The 20027-nt window shown below is 53.3% G+C and carries 15 protein-coding genes and 3 rRNA genes; 9 read left to right on the forward strand and 9 right to left on the reverse strand.

The window, feature by feature from the left end:
* Together BB497_03460 and BB497_03465 are read right to left on the reverse strand one after the other, a co-directional pair.
* Positions 1-411, reverse strand: a complete 411-nt coding sequence (locus tag BB497_03460; GenBank protein AVI61825.1) for a flagellar basal body rod protein FlgC — start codon at positions 409-411, stop codon at positions 1-3.
* A 25-nt stretch (positions 412-436) separates the two neighbouring features.
* Positions 437-865, reverse strand: a complete 429-nt coding sequence (locus BB497_03465) for a flagellar biosynthesis protein FlgB (protein AVI61826.1) — start codon at positions 863-865, stop codon at positions 437-439.
* A gap of 194 nt (positions 866-1059) precedes the next feature.
* Between BB497_03465 and BB497_03470 the strand changes: the two genes are divergently transcribed.
* The 4 genes from BB497_03470 to BB497_03485 all read left to right on the forward strand — a co-directional run bounded on the left by BB497_03470 (position 1060) and on the right by BB497_03485 (position 3431).
* Positions 1060-1791, forward strand: coding sequence for a flagella basal body P-ring formation protein FlgA (locus BB497_03470; GenBank protein AVI61827.1), 732 nt, complete (start codon positions 1060-1062; stop codon positions 1789-1791).
* Between the two features lie 85 nt (positions 1792-1876).
* Complete coding sequence (locus BB497_03475) at positions 1877-2143, forward strand: flagellar biosynthesis anti-sigma factor FlgM (GenBank protein ID AVI61828.1); 267 nt, start codon at positions 1877-1879, stop codon at positions 2141-2143.
* Between the two features lie 10 nt (positions 2144-2153).
* Positions 2154-2603 (forward strand): flagellar biosynthesis protein FlgN, encoded by a 450-nt coding sequence (locus BB497_03480; GenBank protein ID AVI61829.1) that lies wholly within the window; start codon positions 2154-2156, stop codon positions 2601-2603.
* Between the two features lie 87 nt (positions 2604-2690).
* Complete coding sequence (locus BB497_03485) at positions 2691-3431, forward strand: short-chain dehydrogenase (protein AVI61830.1); 741 nt, start codon at positions 2691-2693, stop codon at positions 3429-3431.
* 107 nt (positions 3432-3538) lie between these two features.
* Here BB497_03485 and rrf read toward each other — a convergent pair.
* From rrf to lldD, 4 genes are all read right to left on the reverse strand, one after another.
* A 5S ribosomal RNA gene (rrf, locus tag BB497_03490) occupies positions 3539-3654 on the reverse strand.
* 118 nt (positions 3655-3772) lie between these two features.
* Positions 3773-6687: ribosomal RNA gene (locus BB497_03495) — 23S ribosomal RNA — on the reverse strand.
* 297 nt (positions 6688-6984) lie between these two features.
* Positions 6985-8522, reverse strand: a 16S ribosomal RNA gene (locus BB497_03500).
* Together the 16S, 23S and 5S rRNA genes form the textbook arrangement of a ribosomal RNA operon.
* A 535-nt stretch (positions 8523-9057) precedes the next feature.
* Complete coding sequence (gene lldD, locus BB497_03505) at positions 9058-10209, reverse strand: alpha-hydroxy-acid oxidizing enzyme (GenBank protein AVI61831.1); 1152 nt, start codon at positions 10207-10209, stop codon at positions 9058-9060.
* A gap of 296 nt (positions 10210-10505) precedes the next feature.
* Here lldD and pdhR point away from each other — a divergent pair, with 296 nt between their 5' ends.
* From pdhR to BB497_03520, 3 genes are read left to right on the forward strand one after another with little or no spacing between them, the layout of a single operon-like run.
* Positions 10506-11279 carry a transcriptional regulator PdhR gene (pdhR, locus tag BB497_03510; protein AVI61832.1) on the forward strand — a complete coding sequence of 258 codons (774 nt, stop codon included), beginning with the start codon at positions 10506-10508 and terminating at the stop codon, positions 11277-11279.
* Positions 11276-13183 (forward strand): two-component sensor histidine kinase, encoded by a 1908-nt coding sequence (locus BB497_03515; protein AVI61833.1) that lies wholly within the window; start codon positions 11276-11278, stop codon positions 13181-13183. Before pdhR ends, BB497_03515 begins: the two co-directional genes overlap by 4 nt.
* Positions 13176-14558, forward strand: coding sequence for a C4-dicarboxylate ABC transporter (locus tag BB497_03520; GenBank protein AVI61834.1), 1383 nt, complete (start codon positions 13176-13178; stop codon positions 14556-14558). Before BB497_03515 ends, BB497_03520 begins: the two co-directional genes overlap by 8 nt.
* On the opposite strand, the gene BB497_03525 is transcribed toward BB497_03520, so the two are convergent.
* From BB497_03525 to BB497_03535, 3 genes are all read right to left on the reverse strand, one after another.
* Entirely contained in the window at positions 14534-15205 is a 672-nt protein-coding gene (locus tag BB497_03525) for a hypothetical protein (protein ID AVI61835.1), read from the reverse strand. The genes BB497_03520 and BB497_03525 overlap by 25 nt on opposite strands.
* A gap of 103 nt (positions 15206-15308) precedes the next feature.
* The gene (locus tag BB497_03530; protein AVI61836.1) at positions 15309-15854 is read right to left on the reverse strand and encodes a gamma carbonic anhydrase family protein; all 546 of its coding nucleotides are present in this window, start codon (positions 15852-15854) and stop codon (positions 15309-15311) included.
* A gap of 39 nt (positions 15855-15893) precedes the next feature.
* A complete protein-coding gene (locus BB497_03535) occupies positions 15894-17234 on the reverse strand; it encodes a transporter (GenBank protein ID AVI61837.1) in 1341 nt (446 codons plus the stop codon).
* Between the two features lie 167 nt (positions 17235-17401).
* Between BB497_03535 and BB497_03540 the strand changes: the two genes are divergently transcribed.
* Both BB497_03540 and BB497_03545 read left to right on the forward strand, forming a co-directional pair.
* Positions 17402-19447, forward strand: coding sequence for an oligopeptidase A (locus BB497_03540; GenBank protein ID AVI61838.1), 2046 nt, complete (start codon positions 17402-17404; stop codon positions 19445-19447).
* Positions 19448-19512: 65 nt separating this feature from the next.
* Positions 19513-19761, forward strand: a complete 249-nt coding sequence (locus BB497_03545; protein ID AVI61839.1) for a hypothetical protein — start codon at positions 19513-19515, stop codon at positions 19759-19761.
* The last annotated feature ends 266 nt before the right edge of the window (positions 19762-20027 follow it).

Raw genomic sequence — 20027 nt, forward strand, 5'->3', positions numbered from 1 at the left:
TTAGCCCTCACCAAGCGAGAGTGTCTGCATCATCATCTGCTTTGTTGTGTTGAAAACTTCAACATTGGCCTGATACGAACGCGATGCAGAAATCATATTGACCATTTCATGCACGGGTTCAACATTAGGCTTAGCAACGTAGCCCTCTTCATCGGCCGCCGGATGGTTCGGCATGTATACCAAGCGTAGGGGTGAGTCGTCTTCCACCACCTCCGTCACGCGAACACCGCCAACGCCGTAGCGGTTATTCTGCGCCTGGGCTTGGAACATGACTTGCTTGGCCCGGTAGGTTTCCCCATCTGGCCCAGCAATACTGTCAGCATTGGCCATGTTGCTAGCGGTAACATTCATACGCTGCGCTTGGGCGCTCATAGCGGAACCCGCAATATCAAACGCTGAAAACATCGACATAGCTTACTCTTCTCCTGTAACTCGGTTATTCAGGCTGCATCGCGTTTTTCAGCCCTTGAATGCGGCTGTTCGTAATCGTCAGTGCGGCTTGGTAACGAACGGCATTATCGGCAAACTGGGTACGCTCTCGATCCATATCGACCGTATTACCGTCTAGACTTGGCTGATCCGGGATGCGATACAACAGGTCAGAGCTGCCAGCGCCACGCCAGGCGGGCCCTTGGCCAGAAAGGTGGCGTTCGGATGTTCGTGACAATGCAACACCGCCGCTCTGCTGCTGAGCAGAGCCGTTGCCTACTGCTTTTTTAAGCTCGCCCGCAAAATCGATATCCCGCGCTTTGTAATTAGGCGTATCGGCATTGGCTATATTAGCAGCAAGCACATCGTGCCGTTCGCGCCGTAAGTTCAGTGCCTGCTGGTGGTAATTAAAGGCGGAACTAAGTTGGTCGATCATGCCGTCCCTCGCTCGCTGAGAGGCAAAAAATAAGTCGGAAATTATTGATGATGAATAATAGGCCCCGCTACGTCAGCCTAAAGCATGGAACAGCTGCTATTTACACCAGCATTTCGCATGATGCCTAGGGCACTTTTGGACTACACTTCACCGTCGATGTTTATCATCAGCCTTTATGATTGAGCGATTTATACATGCCTTACCCATCGCGCCCAGCATCGGGCTGCTTGGCAACTTTCAAACACTTTCTGTTTGTCTGCTTTTTAACCCTTTGCACCTCCTTACAGGTGCAGGCTAACGACCTAGACACTACTAATCAGTCACTTACTGACGTAGTACAGCAGTTCCTTTACGAGCACTCTCAAGCGCTGGGTCAAGAAGTTGTCATCGACATATCCCCTCCCTCGCCCCACCTGCCTGCCTGTATAGCGCCTGAACCCTTTTTCCCTAATGCGAACCAAACGCCTATTGGGCGTGTCTCTATAGGTGTGCGATGTGGCGAAGAACGGCGGCAAGTGCGCTATATTCAGGCTCAGATTGATATCATTGGTAGTTATTCAGTCGCTAGGCACGATATCGAACGCGGCACACTGATTACCAGCGATATGTTGAGCCAGCGTGAAGGTAATCTTGGTGACTTGGCGGCTCAAGCGCTCACTGAGCAAAGTGATATTATTGGCATGATCGCTCAACGGCCTATCCGTAGTGGTAGCACTTTCCATGCCCACTATCTACAAGCGCCCCATCTAGTTGAAAGGGGACAGCGCGTTACTGTTATCGCACAAGGGTCGGGCTTTCGTGTATCCCGCGAAGGCGAGGCAATGGCTAATGGTGCCCAAGGTGAACGTATTAGGGTACGCTTCGATACCCGCGAAATGGTGACAGCGCGCGTGGTTGGGCAAGGCGTACTAATAGTGGATTTTTAACGCAGCGCCTAAAGTCTTCTCTATACCGGCCGATAGTTAATATCACAGCGCATGCCGCCCCAACGTTGACGATGAGGCAAACAACGTGAAAATTGACAATATCAATCCGCTGCTTCGCTCAAATCAAGCCCAGCAGCGTGATGACGTACAGAAAGTAAGTGGAGCCAAACCGGTAGAGGCAGCTAGCGCGGCTAAAGAGTCTACGCAGCTTAGCCAATCTCGTGTTGATAGCTCTCAAGATATTGATATGGCAAAAGTGCAGGAAATTCGCGACGCTATTCGAGAAGGCCGTTTAGAAATACGTGCTGATCGCATCGCTGATGGCTTAATTGCTAATTTAAACGAGTCTTAAGAGGCGAACCATGAGCCTTGTACGCTTACTCAATGACCAGCAAAACCGCCTTGATGAACTAGTCGCTCTGCTATCTAGTGAGCAAGCACAGCTGACTAAAGGCGATATTGATGGCGATGCGCTGACTGACATTGCGCACACCAAACAAGCGCTGCTTGGCGAGCTGGAGCGTATTGAGGTAGTGCGCCGCTCAGTACAAAAACGGCTAGGCTATGATGATGGTGCGGCTGGCGCCCTTGCAGCGGCGACTGACGCTAATTGCAAAGCTGCTTGGGAAAGCCTACTGGATAAAAGTGAGCGTGTTGCTCGTATGAACGAGCTGACAGGCCAAATGCTTACGCTGCGCATGAAACACAACCAGCAAATGCTGGATTACATTCGGCAAATTGCTGAAAAGACCCTGTATAAGCCTGATGGGCGTAACAATGCTCAACCAGGACGTATTAATGCCTCTGCTTAAGTTTTATACCCTCAGCAATGCCTAGACAACAACTGTACAACGCGCTTCAATGAGAACCATATTGTTCTCCCTTTCTGGAGCGTATTTATGCTTTCCCATCTTCCAAAAGATTTTATAGCCGTTGTTACTGGCGCCAGTGGTGGTATTGGTAGCGCAATGGTTAATGCGCTGCTGGCATCAGAGAAAACTGGTGAAGTCATTGCCATCAGCCGCTCTTTCTTAGCATCTGATCATCCACGCCTAAAATCACTTATTGCAGATATAACTACCGAGCACGGCAGGTCAGTTGTTGCCCAGCAAGTAAGCGGACGCCCAGTCCACTTCTTATTCAATGCAATAGGTACTCTTCACGACGATAGCCACGGTCTACAGCCTGAGAAACGCCTTGAACAGCTTGATGCAGCTTCTCTTAATCATGTAATGCATATTAATGCAGCTACCCCTGCGCTATTAATTGCAGCTCTTAAGCCATCATTACAAGGCTCACATCCAGCGATCATCGCTAGCCTCTCGGCTCGTGTTGGCTCGATTACCGATAACGGTTACGGGGGCTGGTATAGCTATCGAGCCAGTAAAGCGGCCCATAATATGCTTATGAAAACGGCCTCAATTGAGCTGACTAGACTTAACAAGCAATCCATAGTGCTATGCTTACACCCAGGCACTACCGACACTGCTCTTTCAAAACCCTTTCAAGCCCGCGTACCCAATGACAAATTATTCACGCCTGACTTCGTTGCAGAGCAACTATTGAAGGTTATTTCCCAACGCACCCCAGAAGACACCGGCAGTTTTTGGGATTGGGCGGGTGAAGCCATTGAGTGGTGAGGTGTGGCATTTCCGGCTCACGATTCTCCCTTCCCCCTTCTTTTTTACCCCTCACGCATAAAAAAATCCCCCAAGGCATCAGCCCTGGGGGATTTTTCTTAATAAGTGCCTGACGATGACCTACTCTCGCATGGGGAGACCCCACACTACCATCGGCGCTAAGCGGTTTCACTGCTGAGTTCGGCAAGGGATCAGGTGGTTCACGCTCGCTATGGTCGTCAGGCGTAACTGGCGATGTATATCATGCTGATGTCGTCGATGACGTGTTTTGTGATCGTCTCTTGTCAGCAAGCGCCTTGGCTTGCTGCTGCGTATCCGGTTCTCGTTATTACTACGACCAGACCCCTTGGGTGTTATAGGGTCAAGCCTCACGGGCCATTAGTACACGTTAGCTCAACGCCTTGCAGCGCTTCCACACCGTGCCTATCAACCAGCTGGTCTCGCTGGGCCCTTTAGGAGGATCAAGTCCTCGGGGATGTCTCATCTTGAAGGGGGCTTCCCGCTTAGATGCTTTCAGCGGTTATCCTGTCCGACCATAGCTACCCGGCAATGCCACTGGCGTGACAACCGGAACACCAGAGGGTCGTCCACTCCGGTCCTCTCGTACTAGGAGCAGCTCTTCTCAAACATCCAACGCCCACGGCAGATAGGGACCGAACTGTCTCACGACGTTCTAAACCCAGCTCGCGTACCACTTTAAATGGCGAACAGCCATACCCTTGGGACCGACTTCAGCCCCAGGATGTGATGAGCCGACATCGAGGTGCCAAACACCGCCGTCGATGTGAACTCTTGGGCGGTATCAGCCTGTTATCCCCGGAGTACCTTTTATCCGTTGAGCGATGGCCCTTCCATACAGAACCACCGGATCACTAGAACCTGCTTTCGCACCTGCTCGACGTGTCTGTCTCGCAGTCAAGCACCCTTATGCTCTTGCACTCACTGCACGATGTCCGACCGTGCTGAGGGTACCTTCGTGCTCCTCCGTTACTCTTTGGGAGGAGACCGCCCCAGTCAAACTACCCACCACACACTGTCCTCGATCCGGATAACGGACCTGAGTGAGAACGCCAATGATGCCAGGCTGGTATTTCAAGGTTGGCTCCACCCGAACTGGCGTCCGGGTTTCAAAGCCTCCCAGCTATCCTACACAGGCAACATCAGCGTCCAGTGTGAAGCTATAGTAAAGGTTCACGGGGTCTTTCCGTCTAGCCGCGGGTACACCGCATCTTCACGGCGATTTCAATTTCACTGAGTCTCGGGTGGAGACAGCGTGGCCATCATTACGCCATTCGTGCAGGTCGGAACTTACCCGACAAGGAATTTCGCTACCTTAGGACCGTTATAGTTACGGCCGCCGTTTACCGGGGCTTCAATCAAGAGCTTCGGCCGAAGCCTAACACCATCATTTAACCTTCCGGCACCGGGCAGGCGTCACACCCTATACGTCCTCTTACGAGTTAGCAGAGTGCTGTGTTTTTACTAAACAGTTGCAGCCACCTGGTATCTTCGACCGGTTCGGGCTTAGAGAGCAAGTCTCATCACCCTACGCCGGCGTGCCTTCTCCCGAAGTTACGGCACCATTTTGCCTAGTTCCTTCACCCGAGTTCTCTCAAGCGCCTTGGGATTCTCACCCTGACCACCTGTGTCGGTTTGGGGTACGGTCGCACATGATCTGAAGCTTAGAGGCTTTTCCTGGAAGCGTGGCATCAGTGACTTCCTGACCGTGGTCAGTTCATCTCGTGTCTCGGCTTTAAGGTGCCGGATTTTCCTAGCACCTCGGCCTACTCACTTTCACCAGGACAACCAACGCCTGGCTCACCTAGCCTTCTCCGTCCCCCCATCGCAATCATGTCCGGTACGGGAATATTGACCCGTTTCCCATCGACTACGCCTTTCGGCCTCGCCTTAGGGGCCGACTCACTCTGCTCCGATTAGCGTCGAACAGAAACCCTTGGTCTTCCGGCGAGGGAGTTTTTCACTCCCTTTATCGTTACTCATGTCAGCATTCGCACTCGTGATACCTCCAGCGAACTTCTCAATTCACCTTCATCGGCTTACACGACGCTCCTCTACCGCGCATTCCTAAGAATGCACCCGTAGCTTCGGTACCTGGTTTAGCCCCGTTACATCTTCCGCGCAGGCCGACTCGACTAGTGAGCTATTACGCTTTCTTTAAAGGATGGCTGCTTCTAAGCCAACCTCCTAGCTGTCTGAGCCTTCCCACATCGTTTCCCACTTAACCAGGATTTGGGGACCTTAGCTGACGGTCTGGGTTGTTTCCCTTTTCACGACGGACGTTAGCACCCGCCGTGTGTCTCCCACGCTGATACTCACCGGTATTCGGAGTTTGCCTCGGGTTGGTAAGTCGGGATGACCCCCTAGCCGAAACAGTGCTCTACCCCCGGCGGTAATACGTGAGGCGCTACCTAAATAGCTTTCGAGGAGAACCAGCTATCTCCGAGCTTGATTAGCCTTTCACTCCGATCCACAAGTCATCCAAATCTTTTTCAACAGATCCTGGTTCGGGCCTCCAGTTGATGTTACTCAACCTTCACCCTGCTCATGGATAGATCGCTCGGTTTCGGGTCTATATCCAGCGACTGTGTCGCCCAGTTAAGACTCGGTTTCCCTACGGCTCCCCTAAACGGTTAACCTCGCCACTGAATATAAGTCGCTGACCCATTATACAAAAGGTACGCAGTCACAGAACAAGTCTGCTCCTACTGCTTGTACGCACACGGTTTCAGGATCTATTTCACTCCCCTCTCCGGGGTTCTTTTCGCCTTTCCCTCACGGTACTGGTTCACTATCGGTCAGCCAGGAGTATTTAGCCTTGGAGGATGGTCCCCCCGTCTTCAGTCAAGGTTTCTCGTGCCCCGACCTACTCGATTTCACATGATCAGATTTTCGACTACGGGGCTATCACCCGCTACGGCCGCGCTTCCCAGCGCGTTCGTCTAATCAGTCACATGCTTAAGGGCTGGTCCCCGTTCGCTCGCCGCTACTAGGGGAATCTCGGTTGATTTCTTTTCCTCAGGGTACTTAGATGTTTCAGTTCCCCTGGTTCGCCTCTTACGCCTATATATTCAGCGTAAGATACTCATCTTATGATGAGTGGGTTTCCCCATTCAGAAATGCCCGGGTCAAAGGTTGTTTGCCACCTCGCCGAGCCTTATCGCAGGCTACCACGTCTTTCATCGCCTCTGGCTGCCTAGGCATCCACCGTGTGCGCTTAATTGCTTGACCCTATAACCCGAAGGAGTCTGGATTTCGCAATAATAACGATTGCCGGATACGCTTGAGACGTATCACAAAACAATTACGTATAAACACTTCTACGAAGCGTTTATGTCAGCATGATATACATTGTTAAAGAGCGACTGCTATAAGCAGTGATAAACGGGTCGTGTTTTCAACGTTAAACGAAAAAGAAAGGTCTAAAAGAAAGGTCTTTTCTTCTTTTTTAAGGTGAAAGAGCGTTTATCACTGCTCATCAACAGCATTCTGATCAGGTAATTCATTGTGAGCGCTTACCGCGAGGAGTGATGCATCGTTTAAGGAGGTGATCCAGCCGCAGGTTCCCCTACGGCTACCTTGTTACGACTTCACCCCAGTCATGAACCACACCGTGGTGATCGCCCTCTTGCGTTAGGCTAACCACTTCTGGTGCAGTCCACTCCCATGGTGTGACGGGCGGTGTGTACAAGGCCCGGGAACGTATTCACCGTGACATTCTGATTCACGATTACTAGCGATTCCGACTTCACGGAGTCGAGTTGCAGACTCCGATCCGGACTGAGACCGGCTTTTCGGGATTAGCGCACTCTCGCGAGTTGGCAACCCTTTGTACCGGCCATTGTAGCACGTGTGTAGCCCTACTCGTAAGGGCCATGATGACTTGACGTCGTCCCCACCTTCCTCCGGTTTGTCACCGGCAGTCTCCTTAGAGTTCCCACCATTACGTGCTGGCAAATAAGGACAAGGGTTGCGCTCGTTACGGGACTTAACCCAACATTTCACAACACGAGCTGACGACAGCCATGCAGCACCTGTCTCTGCGTTCCCGAAGGCACCAAGTGATCTCTCACAAGTTCGCAGGATGTCAAGAGTAGGTAAGGTTCTTCGCGTTGCATCGAATTAAACCACATGCTCCACCGCTTGTGCGGGCCCCCGTCAATTCATTTGAGTTTTAACCTTGCGGCCGTACTCCCCAGGCGGTCGACTTATCGCGTTAACTTCGCCACAAAGTGCGCTAGGCACCCAACGGCTGGTCGACATCGTTTACGGCGTGGACTACCAGGGTATCTAATCCTGTTTGCTACCCACGCTTTCGCACCTCAGTGTCAGTGTCAGTCCAGAAGGCCGCCTTCGCCACTGGTATTCCTCCCGATCTCTACGCATTTCACCGCTACACCGGGAATTCTACCTTCCTCTCCTGCACTCTAGCTTGACAGTTCCGGATGCCGTTCCCAGGTTGAGCCCGGGGCTTTCACAACCGGCTTATCAAGCCACCTACGCGCGCTTTACGCCCAGTAATTCCGATTAACGCTTGCACCCTCCGTATTACCGCGGCTGCTGGCACGGAGTTAGCCGGTGCTTCTTCTGCGAGTGATGTCTTTCCTAGGGGGTATTAACCCCTAGGCGTTCTTCCTCGCTGAAAGTGCTTTACAACCCGAGGGCCTTCTTCACACACGCGGCATGGCTGGATCAGGCTTTCGCCCATTGTCCAATATTCCCCACTGCTGCCTCCCGTAGGAGTTCGGGCCGTGTCTCAGTCCCGATGTGGCTGATCATCCTCTCAGACCAGCTACGGATCGTTGCCTTGGTGAGCCATTACCTCACCAACTAGCTAATCCGACATAGGCTCATCCAATAGCGGGAGCCGGAGCCCCCTTTCTCCCGTAGGACGTATGCGGTATTAGCCTGGGTTTCCCCAGGTTATCCCCCACTATCGGGCAGATTCCTATGCATTACTCACCCGTCCGCCGCTCGTCAGCATCTAGCAAGCTAGATCTGTTACCGCTCGACTTGCATGTGTTAGGCCTGCCGCCAGCGTTCAATCTGAGCCATGATCAAACTCTTCAGTTTAAAATCATTGTGATACTTACTCGTTACTTAAGGACTAGCCGAAAGCAACAAAAGCGCATCAAACTTGGCTCAAGGTTCAAACGAATTCATTCAAACTTACGTTTTCATGACCGCTTGCCTTGATATTTGGTGATTTATCACCCTCATCGGCAAGCGCCCACATGAATTACCTGATCAAATTGTTAAAGAGCGTTTCGCTAATAACTGGCTTGCCGTTGAATTGGCTTGCCTCAGCGAGGAAGGCGTATTCTACGCATTTCCTGGTGGTTGTCAACCGCTGTTTTCAGTGACTGAATTCAGCGAACGAGGCGAGCCACAAAACCGCTCTAACCTACTGACAAACCGAAGGTTTTCACCTTCATTCACCGCTGGTAACGCTTGGCGTCCCCGGCAGCGGATGCGTACTTTACGGATTCGCCGCCGTCTTGGCAAGGGCTATTTTGAAAATACTCGACAATTAATCGCTCTTTGCTCTTATAGCTAATTTGGGCAACAAATTAACGCCACTCCTCTTTATACCTCTTGATATAACACGCTAGATATCGCGCAGCGAACCCGACACCAGCGAATCCGAACTAATGTCAGCGATACTGCGCGCCCCGGTAAGCGTCATGGCAACCCGCATCTCCTTTTCGAACAACTCTAGAAGATGAGTAACGCCCGCTTCTCCGGCTGTAGCAAGTGCATAGATAAAGGCACGGCCAATGAGAGCGGTATCAGCACCCAGGGCAATCATTCTTACAACATCAAGCCCATTACGCACGCCAGAATCCGCGAGGATAGTCAAATCGCCCTTCACTGCATCAGCAATAGCAGGCAGTGCCCGCGCAGTAGAAGGAACACCATCGAGCTGGCGGCCACCATGATTAGAAACAACGATACCATCAGCGCCAAAGCGAACCGCATCACGGGCATCTTCAGCATCGAGTATGCCCTTAATGATCATCGGCCCATCCCATTGCTCGCGAATCCAATCCAAGTCCTTCCACGAAATAGAGGGATCAAAGTTATCCCCAAGCCAGGCTATATAGTCCTCAAGCTCCGTTGGCTGGCCTCGATAATCAGACACGTTACCCAGGTCATGTGGGCGGCCATGAACACCTACATCCCAAGCCCAAAGGGGGTGCAACGCGGCCTGCAGCATACGCCTCATAGGCCCGCTCTTACCGCTCATACCTGAATGAGCATCGCGATAACGTGCGCCTGGCACAGGCATATCGACGGTAAAGACCAGTGTTTTAACACCTGCCGCCTTAGCACGTTCCAGCACGTGCTTCATAAAGCCCCGATCCTTCAATACATAAAGCTGGAACCAAATGGGCCGATCCACCGCCGCTGCGACTTCAGCAATAGGACATACTGATACAGTAGAAAGCGTAAACGGTATACCTTTCTTAGTCGCCGCCCGTGCCGCCTGAACCTCGCCACGCCTAGCGTACATTCCTGTTAACCCCACCGGCGCCAAGGCAAGAGGCATCGCCATTTTTTCACCAAACAACTCGGCTTCGAGTGATAGCGAAGACATGTCCTTCAGCACGCGTTGCCGCAACGCGACACCCGCTAGATCCTCAACATTACGCCGCAGAGTATGCTCTGCGTACGACCCGCCATCGGCATAGTGGAAAAGAAAGGGAGGAATACGGCGCTTGGCAGCTTGGCGGTAGTCCGTAGGTGCTGAAATGATCATGGCAGGCCCTATGCAATAAATAGATGCGCTATTTATAAATGGTCATCGAAGCGTCGGTGTTAAGCGCCTCAGATTAGAATTGGTTTTACCAATTTACAAAAATTTAGACTCAACATTAGTGAGACACCGTAGTCGTGTCAAACCAGTATCGTGCTCCAGAGCGTCTTTCGACCATATACTTTAGTTTAAAATCAAATAAACGGTACAATTAGCCATCAACTAGCTAGCCATATACTGTTGAGACAAACCGCCAAAGCTCTTATTATTGGTCTTACCAATTATGAGGGCTTTTACCAATGACTTACCCACCGCTCCGCCAGCAGCGCTTAGCCGATGTAATTACTGAGCGTCTTGAGGCTATGATCCTTGAAGGCAGCTTAAAACCCGGTCAACGCTTGCCACCCGAGCGGGAGCTGGCGGAGCGATTTGGGGTGTCTCGCCCCTCGCTGCGGGAAGCCATTCAAAAACTTGCGGCCCGTGGCCTGCTTACCAGCCGCCAGGGAGGCGGCACGTTTGTAAACGAAACACTTAATAACGGTTATACAGATCCGCTATTAGAGATGATGTCTCGCCATAACGAGTTTCATCTTGACCTGCTGGAGTTTCGCGATGCCATGGAGGGCATTTCTGCTTACTATGCCGCGCTACGCTCGACGCCTGCAGATAAAGCCGTCTTAATTCAGCGCTTTGAAGAACTTGATGGCGGCTTTGTAGGCACCAACCCCGCTCAGGAAGCCAAGTTAGATGCCGCCTTCCATCTTGCGATTGCAGAAGCCGCTCATAACGTTCTGCTATTACATACAATTCGTGGGATTTTCCATCTGTTAGAGCAGAGCATTGTCGATAATTTAGCGCACCTGTTTGCTAAACCTGACTCCCGCACCCAACTGATGAAGCAGCACCGCGCACTGCTGGATGCAATTTTAGAGGGGCGGGCAGAAGATGCCCGCGCCCGCGCCCATGAACACTTGGTATACGTTGAAGAAGGGCTACTGGAAATGGCCCGCGCTGAAACCCGCGCTCAGCGAGCACTACGCCGTGCCCAAGGCACCAGCAGCACGCCCGCATGACTAGCCAGCCGCTACGTTGGCGTTTGATGTGGCTGATAGCGATCCCTCTGGGCCTGGTTCTCTGCATGTGGCAAGCCGCGCTGTTTGCTCGTGATCAAGCGCTGAGTAATCTACAGGACGACGCAGAAAATGAGCTGCGCTTGTCAGCGGCTAACCTTAATGGCTACCTGCTGCGCTACGACTACCTGCCGCAAATGCTAGCCACCCGGGAGGGCATTCAGCGCTTTCTTGCCTCTCCAGACAACCAAGACCCAATGCCGCTCAACCTGCTACTTGATCGCTTCCGCTTCACAGCAGGGGTGTCAGATATCTATCTGCTAGATCGAAACGCCGATACCATCGCCGCAAGTAACTGGCACCGCCCTAATACGTTTATCGGCCAAAATTACGCCTTTCGCAGCTACTACACGGACGCTATTAAAGGCGGCCAGGGGCGCTTTTACGGTCTCGGCGTTCAATCCCTTGAGCGCGGCTACTACTTTTCCTCTCCGGTCTGGCTAGACGATACGTCGCCCGATGCACAGCCCGACGGCGTGCTAGTCATTAAAGTACTGCTGGATGATGTCGAAGCCAGCTGGGCCGAGCAGGACGCAGAACTGCTGGTGACCGACAGCGACAACATTATCTTTATGGCCAGCCACCCGGCGCTACGCATGAGCGCACTTCACCCCCTTAGCGATGAAGAGCGTGACGCATTAAGAGCCACGCGGCGCTATGCCATGGAACCATTGGCACCTTCCGGCATTGAAATCAACATGCCCTACGAGCCTGATAGCTATCTCGTCAGCTTTTCACATGGGCCGCTTAGCGGTGAGCGCTACTTAAGTCTCACACGCCCCATTCCTGAATTTGGCTGGCAAATGCACATTTTAAAACCCTTAACCCCAGTCATTAGCGCACAATGGATCGCCGCCCTGATGGCTGGCGGGCTTTACGGCATTGTGGCCCTTGGCGGTGGCATTGGTTGGCAGCGCTTGCGATTACGCCGAGAGCGTGAGGCGTTTGCAGAGCGTGAACGACAAACCTTGGCCCGAGTACGTGATGAGCTTGAAGTGAGCGTTGAACGCCGCACTCGAGATTTAGTCGCCAGCAATCAGCGCTTATCCGATGAAATTGAAGAGCGCCGCCGTGCCGAGGCAAACCTGCGCCAAACCCAAGATGAACTAATCCAAGCGGCCAAAATGGCCGTACTCGGCCAACTAGCTGCGGGTATTAATCACGAGCTCAACCAGCCTTTAGCGGCCATTCGCGCCTACGCTGAGAATGCTCGGCGGTTTATTGAGCTTGCTCGGGTTGAAAAAGCCGATGCCAACCTAGAACAAATTGTCGAGCTTACTCAACGGATGGCTGACATTAGCGCCCAGTTACGGCAGTTCTCCCGCAAAAGCAGCGAGCGGCAGGAGACCATCTCCGTGCAGGCATGCATTGAATACGCCTTACGCCTGTTTCACAGCCGTTTGAAAGAAGGTAGCGTCCAGGTGCAACAGCACTGGCCGGAAGAAACACTTTGGGTAAACGCCGACTTAGTGCGCCTGGAGCAAGTGCTGGTTAACCTTATTGGCAATGCGCTGCAGGCCATGAAAGAGACCTCATCGCCGGTACTCATACTTAGCGCTGAGGTGATCAGAGAGCAGGTGGTCATCAGCGTCGCTGATAATGGCCCCGGCATTGCCACGCAGCATATAGGGCAGATTTTTGAGCCCTTTTTTACCACCAAAGCGCCGGGCAGCGGATTAGGGCTGGGACTTTCCATCTCCTCACGTATTATGGACGACCTCGGAGGCAAGCTGCAGGCCAGCAACCACACGACTGGCGGCGCATGCTTTACCGTAACACTGCCCTACTCGTTACCGCCTGACTCGATTACGGCATCAAAAGTGAAGGAGAATAATAACCATGCATGAGCCGTCGACGCTGCCGGTGATGGTGATTGACGACGAACCGCACCTGCGTATCACCGCCAGCCAAACCTTAGAGCTTGCCGGTTATACGCCCTACTGCTTTGAGTCCGCCGAACAAGCGCTTGCTGCGCTGCCTGATGACTTTCCTGGGGTCATTGTGAGCGATATTCGCATGCCTGGAATGGACGGTATGGCCCTGCTGCATGAGCTACACAGCCGCGACGCCACGCTGCCGATTATTCTTATTACTGGTCACGGCGACATTTCGACCGCCGTAGAAGCCATGCGTGCAGGTGCCTGGGACTTTCTAGAAAAGCCCTTCGCGGGCGATCAGTTATTGGATGTGGTTAGGCGCGGGATTGAAAAGCGCCAGCTAAGCCTCGAAAACTTACGCCTTAAAGCGGAGCTTGAAGTTCAGCAAGCCGCTCTTGGCCCTCGGCTTGTTGGGCGTACACCGATCATTTCTCGCCTTGCCGCAATGATTCAGCGCATCAGCCAAGTAGAAGCCGATGTGCTACTGTTTGGTGAAACCGGCACCGGAAAAGACTTGGTCGCCCGAGCAATTCACGAACGCAGCGCCCGGCGTAACAGCCCCTTTATGGCGATCAACTGCGGCGCAGTGCCAGAAAACACCATTGAATCAGAGCTCTTCGGCCATGAGAAAGGCGCCTTCACAGGGGCGGTAGAGCGGCGAATTGGTAAGTTTGAGCACGCTAACGGCGGCACCGTCTTTTTGGATGAAATTGAGTCCATGCCCTTGGCACTACAAGTTAAGCTGCTACGGGTTCTTCAGGAGCGTTGCGTGGAGCGGCTAGGCGCCAACGAGGCAGTGCCCCTCAATATTCGCGTGATTGCCGCCACCAAAGTCGACCTTAAAACTGCCGCTGAGGAGGGTCGCTTTCGCGAAGACCTCTACTACCGACTAAACGTTGTCACCCTACCGCTACCAGCCCTGCGCGAAAGGCGAGAAGACATTCCCCTACTGTTTCAACACTTTGCCGTGGTAGCCGCTAACCGCAGCGGGCTTGAAGCTCCCATGCTGGATAGTCACGCCATTGCCGCCCTCTTGGCCCACGACTGGCCTGGCAATGTGCGTGAACTACGTAACCTGGCCGAGCGCTATGTACTGCTGGGGGCAGCGTTTGACTACCGCCTCGATGCCCTGCTGGAGGGTGTCGCCGCCGACACTCAAGAGCCAACGCTGCCCCGCCAAGTAGAGCTGTTTGAAAAAAGCTTGATTAGCCAGTCACTAGCACGCCACCAAGGGCGGGTTACCGATGTTTGCCACCATCTGGGTATTCCCCGTAAAACGTTTTACGACAAGCTTAAAAAGCACGTTTTAAACGCTGGTGACTACCGCCACAATAGCGAGCCTTGATGGAACAGCTCCGCTAACACTCCCCAGGGCGGTGCCCAGGGCACCAGGGTGAGCATCGCAATCAACATTAATAGGTTGGAAAGCGGACGGCGGCTATCGCCCAGCTTTAGCGCGGTACCAAAAGAGCGCTTTAACCGCGCGCCTTCCAGGTCAACACTAAACAGCTCATCCAGCCCCAGGTGAATGATAAACCCCAGCAGCACCGCTGCCCCGTGACACCATGCCAGCCAAGCCGGCTGGGCAAGCAAGTGGTAACTAAGCGACGCCGTGGCCAGGGCACACAGCGCCGCGGCCATCAGCGAATGCCAGATCCCCCGATGCACCGTGAAACGTGAAAACAGCACCGCGGCTAAATAGCGTACACAGAAATAGATGCCGCCACAGGCCACCAGCAGTAACCCGGGCGTTAGCCAAGGCTGCAGCAGCAGTACGCCAAGCACCAGCGAAGGCACTGACAGTAGATTAAAAATTAACCGAATAGAACGTGAACGGTCGGCGTCGATATCCGGCAAAATGCCGCCAAAAGCGACCAACGCCACGACCAGCAGTGCCTGATTAGCGGGCCACCATTGAGCCTGCCAGCCCGCGTAGGCCAGTACCATGCCGCCCGCTGCTGCCACCGAAATATGCGTGCGAAAATTAGCCATAGCGCGGCACCCTAGAAAACTGGATAAATTAACAGATTTCCAGCTGCCGCAACATCATTGCGTTAGAAAAAAGAGTGGTTAGCCAACTGCTTAGGCCTCTCGGTTAACCCGCAGCCTGAGCAAGAAACGACTCCTTTAACTTTACATAGTTACCTGCGGTGTAGGGGAAAAAAGCGCGCTCTTTATCTTTCAGCGGGCGCAGCGCTTTAGCAGGATTACCGGCATACACATAGCCACTTTCAAGGCGTTTCCCCGGCGTGACCACCGCGCCAGCGGCAATAATTACTTCATCTTCCACCACCGCACCATCCATCACAATGGCGCCCATACCCACCAGAATACGGTTGCCCAGGGTGCAGCCGTGTAAAATCGCCTTGTGGCCAATGGTCACATCATCGCCAATGATGAGCGGAAAGCCATCAGGATTGAAATCGCTGGCATGGGTGATATGCAACACGCTGCCATCCTGCACGCTTGTCCGTGCGCCAATACGTATCCGGTGCATGTCGCCACGGATGACGGTCATCGGCCACACCGAGCAGTCATCTCCCAGCACCACATCGCCAATCACGACGCTCGCAGGGTCGACATACACACGCTCGCCAAGTTGCGGCGAAACGCCTTGATAAGTTCGTAGGGCACTGCTCATGGTTATCTCCTTAACGCAATAAAGGTGCCGGAAAAAGCACTATAGCAATCCACCCAGCAGGACAATAAACGTCAGCGGAATCGATACCCAGCGGACGATGGTACGCCATAATAAATAACCCCGCCCCCCCATTCCCAGCGCGCTTACAGCACGCGCTTGAGGCATCACCCATGCTGCAAAAATCGCTATGAACAGCCCACCGATGGGTAAGAAGATATCGGGAGGAATACTGCTTACCAGCTCAAATACATTACGCCCAAATAGCGGTTTAAACTCTGCCAAGGTTGAGAACGAGAACGCCGATAGCAGGCCAATCAGCCATACGCTTAGCGCCACCACTGCGGTTGACACGCTACGCCGCCAGCCAAGGCCCTGCAGTGTGGCCACCATCGGCTCAGCGAGGTTAATCGCTGATGTCCAGGTCGCCAGTAACAGCAGTAGGAAAAACACGCTCAACCACAGCGAACCCCAGGGCAGCTCAGAAAACGCAATGGGTAGCGTGACAAACATTAGCCCTGGGCCATCAGCTGGGTCCATCCCCTGGGCAAACACCACCGAAAAAATTGCAATGCCCGCTAGCAAGGCCACACTAATGTCCAGCACGGCAACTGCGAAGGCAGCCTTGGGCAGGCTTTGGTCATCGGGCATGTAGGCGCCATACGCCATTAAGGCACAAGCTCCAACGGCAAGGGTAAAAAAGGCGTGGCCCATCGCATGCAGCACAACACTGGCCGTAACATCCCCAAATGAAGGCAAGAATAGCCAGGAGAGCGCCGTGCCAAAGCCGTCGGTCGTTGTCGCATAGGCGGCCAATAGCAGCAGTAACCCATATAAAAGCGGCATCAGCAGATTATTTAACCGCTCCAGACCTTTCGCGACGCCTGCGGCTACTACGGTCATGGTCATAAATAGAAATAGCGAGTGATTAAAAATTAACAGCCCAGGGTTTGCCAAAAAGGCATCAAACCCGGCCCCGACTTCCGCCGCGCTTGCTCCCGCAAAATTACCGTTTATCGACGTGACTAAGAACTCAATCGACCAACCCGAGACCACCGAATAAAACGACAAAATACAGAACACCGTAAAGGCACCAAATAGCCCCAGCCAACGCCAGTGGCGAGAAGCCCCCGCCTCAGCCGCAAGCGCACCCAGCGATTGCATAGGGCCACGCCGACCTGCCCGGCCGATTAAAATTTCCGCCATCATCACCGGAATACCCAGCAACAGCACAAAAGCGATATAGATTAGTAAAAAAGCAGCGCCGCCGTTTTCACCCGTCACGTAGGGAAAGCGCCAGATATTGCCTAACCCAACCGCTGCCCCGGTTACCGCTAAGATAAAGGCCCGCTTAGACCCCCAGCGCTCTAGCGTTTCACTCATTACATGCTCCTGCCATTGGTGGCACTAAAAGGCGGCAAGACTAGCAGGCGCTTTCGTCCAGGCCAAACCTTGCTATTGAAAGAACGCCTCACTGCCCACACTGTGTCATCATTATCGCGCGTTTTACGCGCTCCTTAACGTTTTAAAACGATGCCATCGAGGTGCCTATGTCCCGCAATCCGCTGCTAGAGAGCCACGAGCTTCCCCCTTTCGCTGAGATTCGCGCCGAACACGTGGTGCCCGCCGTAGAAACACTGCTCAGTGAAAGCCGTGAAGCGATCGATCGCCTTGCCCAACAGGCGGCTAGCACACCACCCACTTGGGAAAACTTTGCGGCACCGCTTGAAGCCGTGAATGATCGACTTTCTCAAGCTTGGTCGCCGGTTTCGCACCTTAATGGCACGATGAATACCCCTGAGCTGCGCGAAGCTTACCAAGCCTGCTTGGAGCAGCTTTCTGCATTCGGCACTTGGGTCGGCCAGCACGAAGGGCTGTTTCATGGCTGGCAAGCACTAAAAGAGAAGCACTGGTCACAGCTTGATACCGCCCAGCAGCGCACGGTCGACAATGCCCTACGCGACTTTCGCTTGGCCGGCGTTGACCTTCCCGCTGATCAAAAAGCCCGCTATGGCGATATTCAGTCCCGTCTCTCAACGCTTTCCAATCAGTTTTCCAACAATGTCCTGGATGCCACCCAGGCCTGGCACAAAGACATTGAAAACCAAAATGAGCTGACCGGCGTACCGGAAAGCGCGCTTGATACGCTTAAGGCCGCCGCTGAAGCAAAAGGCGTTACGGGTTATCGTATAACCCTCGATTTTCCCAGCTTTTTTCCTATTGTCAGCTATGCCGATAACCGCGAACTACGCCGCGAAGTCTACACCGCCTTTGTTACCCGCGCCTCGGATCAAGGCCCGGATGCCGGTAAGTTCGACAATGCGCCAATTCTGGAAGAGATCCTGGGCCTGCGCCATGAGCTATCCGAACTACTAGGCTTTGATACCTACGCCGATTACTCGCTAACGACCAAAATGGCGGACTCCCCCGAGCAGGTGCTTACTTTCTTAAACGACCTTGCCCACCACGCAGCTCCCCAGGCGAAAGAAGAGTTTGCCGAGCTAAGTACCTACGCCCGCGACGAGCTTGAGATCGACACTCTTGAGCCATGGGACGTGGCTTACGTGAGCGAAAAACTGCGTGAAGCGCGCCATGCTATTTCCCAGGAACAGCTGCGCCCCTACTTTTCCGCGCCTCGCGTAGTAGACGGGCTCTTCCAGGTCGTCGAGCGTCTTTTCGGCGTTCAGATTAAGGAAGACAGTGCGGCACCGAGCTACCACAGCGATGTGCGTTTCTTTCGGATTACCGAACACGGCAACCCCATTGCGGGCTTTTACCTTGACCTGTACGCCAGGGAAGGAAAGCGCGGAGGCGCCTGGATGGCCGACTGCCGAGTACGCCGCCAAACTGACAACGGCCTACAGTTACCCGTTGCTTTTTTGACCTGTAACTTCACCGCGCCAGTAGGCGGCAAGCCTGCGCTGCTCACCCACGATGAAGTGACGACGCTATTTCATGAGTTTGGTCACGGCCTGCACCACATGCTGACCAAGCAGAAAATTGCCGATGTTTCTGGGATTAACGGCGTTGCCTGGGATGCGGTTGAGCTACCTAGCCAGTTTATGGAGAACTACTGCTGGGAGCGCGAAGGATTAGACCTGCTCGCCAAACATGTTGAGAGCAATGAACCGCTGCCCTCAGAACTGCTTGAGCGGCTACAAGCAGCTAAAAACTTCCAGTCAGCGATGGGCATGGTGCGACAAATCGAATTTTCGCTCTTCGATTTACGCCTCCACCATGAGCTAAAAGCCCCAAGTGCTAACGATGTTCAGGCATTAATTGACGAAGTGCGTAGCACCACGTCGGTGGTGCCCGTGGTCGCTTTTAACCGCTTCCAGAACAGCTTTGGGCATATTTTCGCCGGTGGCTATGCGGCGGGCTACTACAGCTACAAATGGGCCGAAGTGCTCTCCGCCGATGCCTGGAGCGCTTTTGAAGAGGCCGGTATTTTCGATCCTGAGACCGGCCAGCGCTTCCGGCAGGAAATTTTGGAACAGGGCGGTGCCCGTGATGCCGCAGAGCTATTCCGCAGCTTCCGTGGCCGAGAACCAAGCGTTGAACCGCTGCTGCGCCATAGCGGTATTCGCGCCGCCTAGCCCTCTTACTGTAATGACCCGGCGCGACGGCCCCACCGCCCGCCGTTGCGCCATAGGAGCTTATTATGTCGAGCGTCAAACGTTTTATAGCCGGTGTGACCTGCCCACGCTGCGCGGCGATGGACCGAATCCGCGCCTGGGAGCAAAACAGCATCCGCTACCGAGAGTGCGTAAGCTGTGATTTTTTCGAACAGTTGCCCATTGATGATGAAACAGCACCGGAGCTAACCACCCGTGTTAACCAAGTGCGTGACGAGCAGAAAGTTCAAGATATTCAGCCCGTCCGTATTCTCGACCCAGGTAAAAAAAGCTAAGTGTTTTGCCTCCTGCCGCCGTGTAGCGGCTTTAAATAAGTGTCTCGTTAGCTACACTTTTCCTATTAGCTACATCCCCTCCTAGGCTGTGTGAAAAACCACACAGCTGTTAGTTTTTATGTGCGTAAATCCAGCCACTCTTTGCGATTAGCATTTCTACCAAAGTTTAACTCTATTTAATTAAGTCGTTGATTAAAAAAAAATAAACACCATATGGCATGAGTATCGCTTTCTATAAACTGCTTAATGATAAAGCGACTGGCACT

This window comes from Halomonas sp. GFAJ-1, assembly GCA_002966495.1.
Lineage (GTDB): Bacteria > Pseudomonadota > Gammaproteobacteria > Pseudomonadales > Halomonadaceae > Vreelandella.